Here is a 2,792-nt window from a genome sequence, read left to right as displayed (position 1 = left end):
CATCCATCAGGCGGCGAAAGCGAAACTGCGGATGGTCTTCTGCGGTCAAGGCATCCGACATCGCCGCCCAGACGCCCTTTGGCAGGTCAAAGTCAAAGCCCGGCAGCACAACCGCGCCGCGTGGCAAACGGGCCACCGCCTGCATCAACAGCGCCGTCGTCCCGCGCGATCCGGTAGAACCCGCAAGGATCACCGGATGATCGGGCGGATCGCGGCTCCACTGCGCAATCATTGCCTCAACGGCAAGCCGCTGGCGCGCTTCGGCATCAGGGGCGTCCCCGTTCAGGGCATCTGACACGATGCCAAGGAAGGCCTTGGTGCGCGCCCAATGCGCCGAATGATCGGCGACGTTCAGCGCGGCAATCCGGTCGGGGCTGATGCCTTCGCCCTGCATCTCATCCATCAACTCGGCAAGGCTATCCGCAAGATCATAGAGCGAGGAGCGGGCAAAGAGCGTGGGCTCGGCTTTCAACAGACCATCCAGAAGAACTGTCAGATCCAGCCGCCGCCGCAATGGCGATACGGCACCCAAAGGACCGTATTCCGCAATGTTAGAGCCTATTTCGGTCACCAACAACAGCCGCGGCAGAAAGCGACAGCCGTTGAGCGTAAAGATATCCGTCACCCGCCGACGCATACGCTGGGTGTTCAGAATGACGGTGACCCGCGCCATCGCTTCGGGTGGCGCATCCGACATTCGGTCAACAAGCCCAGCCACCAGCGCAGCCGGGAAATCCACGCCGGGCGGCAGGCCGAAGATATTGGGGGTGGGGTCAGGCATGCGGCCAAGCGTGAAGCAACGTCTCAGCCGTGGCAATCCCATCAGGGGTGCCCACATCACACCAGTCGCCCTGATGCTCAAGCCCGAACGCCCGGCCAGCGGCAATGATCAGGTCCCAGGGCCGGTTGAGTGAAAACACGGGGTCCGGGATTGCCGCAAGGCACGCGGGATTGATCATGCTGGCACCGATAAAGGCATGCCCGCTCGCCCCGTTGGCGCGCGCGATACGGCCATCTTCGGACAGGATGAAATCCGACTTCGGACCGTGTCCTGCCGCCTGCGCGATGGGCAGAAGCAGCAGCAGGGCGTCCATTCGCGCGGCATCCCAGGCTGCAAGAAGTTGCAGCAGGGGGTTCTGCCCCATCCAGACCCCATCGCTGTTCAGCGTCAGCACCGGCCCGTCGCCCAGCAAGGGCAGCGCCGCCTTCAGGCCGCCGCCGGTCTCCAAAATCTGGTCGCGCTCATGGCTGAACTCGACATTCCTGCCCTTGAGATGTGCCACCAACTGATCCGCAAGGTAATGCAGGTTGATCACCGGGCGCAGGATGCCGGCCTTTTCCGCCACGTCCAGCGCGTGATCGATCAGCGGTCTGCCGGCCACATGGACCAGTGGCTTGGGCCGATTGGCGGTCAACGCGCCCATCCGGGCGCCAAAACCGGCGGCAAAAATCAAAAGTGGGGCGGTTGGCTGTTGCATAGGCCTTCGATCTTGCCAAGGGCGGCTGGAGTGGGCGGTGGCAGCAGGTCGTCGCAGATCGCACGCAGCGCGGCAAGGCCGGGATGGGCAAGATTGCGCTGCAACTGCCCCCAGACCCGCGGGATCAGCCGCACATAGGCAGGCTTTCCCGCCACGATACACAGCCGCGCGAAGATGCCAAGAATACGCAGCGCGCGCTGGGCGCCAATGGCCGCATAGGCGGCCTGAAACGGCGCGCTTTCGAGCATGGAATTCTGCGAAAAGTGCAGTGTCAGAGCCTTTTCGGTGGCCAGAGAAACATCCCGCCGCGCATCTTGCAGCAATGACACCAGATCATAAGCAGGCTGGCCCATCTGGGCGAGTTGAAAGTCCAAGAGGCCCACCCGCGCAAGGCCCTGGCGGTCAGGCAGCCAGATCAGGTTCTCGGCATGATAGTCACGCAGGATGAGCACGCGGGGGCCATCGGCATGGCGGCTCAGCATATCTGCCAGCGTGGCGACAAAGCGCGCCGGGTCCGGGCACTGACCGGAAATCCCGAAGGCATACCACTCCAGCGCGACAGCGGCCGCTTGCGCCCATTCGCCAGCGTCAAGATTGGCCAGCCCTGTGGGCGCAGGATGGCGCTGAAGGTGCAGCAAAACGTCCGTGGCTGCGGTGTAGAGTTCCCGCTCATCGCCCTGACCGTCCTTCAGAAGCCGCGCGAAAAGACTGTCGCCAAGGTCTTCCAACAGCAGGAACCCCCGCGCCAGATCTTGCTCCAGGATGGCGGGTGCTGACAGGCCGAGGTCGCGTAAATGGCCGGCAATATGCACGAAACTTGCAGGGTCATCGCCAGTGCCGGGCGGGCTGTCCATCAGTACGGCGCTGCGTCCGGCAAGGGTCAGCCGCTGATAGCTGCGGTCTGATGCGTCGCCAGCAAGGTGCCGCCTTTCCGCCGCAGCCCAGCCTGCTGCAGCAATGAAAGACTGCGCAGCGATGGCCCGGTCAGGCATCACCCATGTTCCCAAGCGCCGCGATCAGGCCCGCACGGCCGCCGGAAAGTGTTGCCAGACGGCCTTCCCCCTCGGACGACAATGAAATCCGCAGCGCGTCCTGCGGCAGGTGCCGTCCCAGCCGGTCGGGCCATTCCACAATGCAGATCGCGGTGCTGAATGCGTCACGCAAACCAAGTTCCCAAACTTCATCAGGGTGCGACAGCCGGTAAAGATCGGTATGCCAGATCTCGACCCCGCCGCCATCATAGGTCTGAACCAGCGTGAATGTTGGCGAGGGGACGTCTTCCGCGCGCCCAAGCCGCGTCTGGATCAGCGCCCG

Annotated in this window: 3 protein-coding genes and 1 pseudogene; all 4 read right to left on the bottom strand. The window is 63.8% G+C overall.

What is annotated here, in order from left to right:
- Positions 1-781, bottom strand: a pseudogene (locus tag RMO18_RS18860) (double-strand break repair protein AddB); the annotation flags it as partial.
- On the bottom strand, positions 774-1,478 hold the full coding sequence (locus RMO18_RS18855) for a nucleotidyltransferase family protein (protein ID WP_309668016.1): 705 nt from the start codon (positions 1,476-1,478) through the stop codon (positions 774-776). The pseudogene RMO18_RS18860 and the gene RMO18_RS18855, both read right to left, overlap by 8 nt.
- Positions 1,451-2,470, bottom strand: a complete 1,020-nt coding sequence (locus RMO18_RS18850; protein WP_309668015.1) for a phosphotransferase — start codon at positions 2,468-2,470, stop codon at positions 1,451-1,453. Before RMO18_RS18850 ends, RMO18_RS18855 begins: the two co-directional genes overlap by 28 nt.
- Positions 2,463-2,792, bottom strand: a 330-nt coding sequence (tsaE, locus tag RMO18_RS18845; RefSeq protein WP_309668014.1) for a tRNA (adenosine(37)-N6)-threonylcarbamoyltransferase complex ATPase subunit type 1 TsaE, incomplete at its 5' end; no start/stop codon positions are given. The genes RMO18_RS18850 and tsaE, both read right to left, overlap by 8 nt.

Origin of the sequence: Tabrizicola sp., assembly GCF_031377265.1 — a bacterium.
GTDB lineage: Bacteria > Pseudomonadota > Alphaproteobacteria > Rhodobacterales > Rhodobacteraceae > JAUYQR01.
Note: the sequence above shows the minus strand (reverse complement) of the source record. Positions and strands in the feature narration are given on the sequence as shown.

What these genes read in the sequence shown, in the direction of transcription:
- RMO18_RS18855 (WP_309668016.1), bottom strand. Translation starts at nt 1,478, where the DNA reads ATGCAACAGCCAACCGCCCCACTTTTGATTTTTGCCGCCGGTTTTGGC.
- RMO18_RS18850 (WP_309668015.1), bottom strand. Translation starts at nt 2,470, where the DNA reads ATGCCTGACCGGGCCATCGCTGCGCAGTCTTTCATTGCTGCAGCAGGC.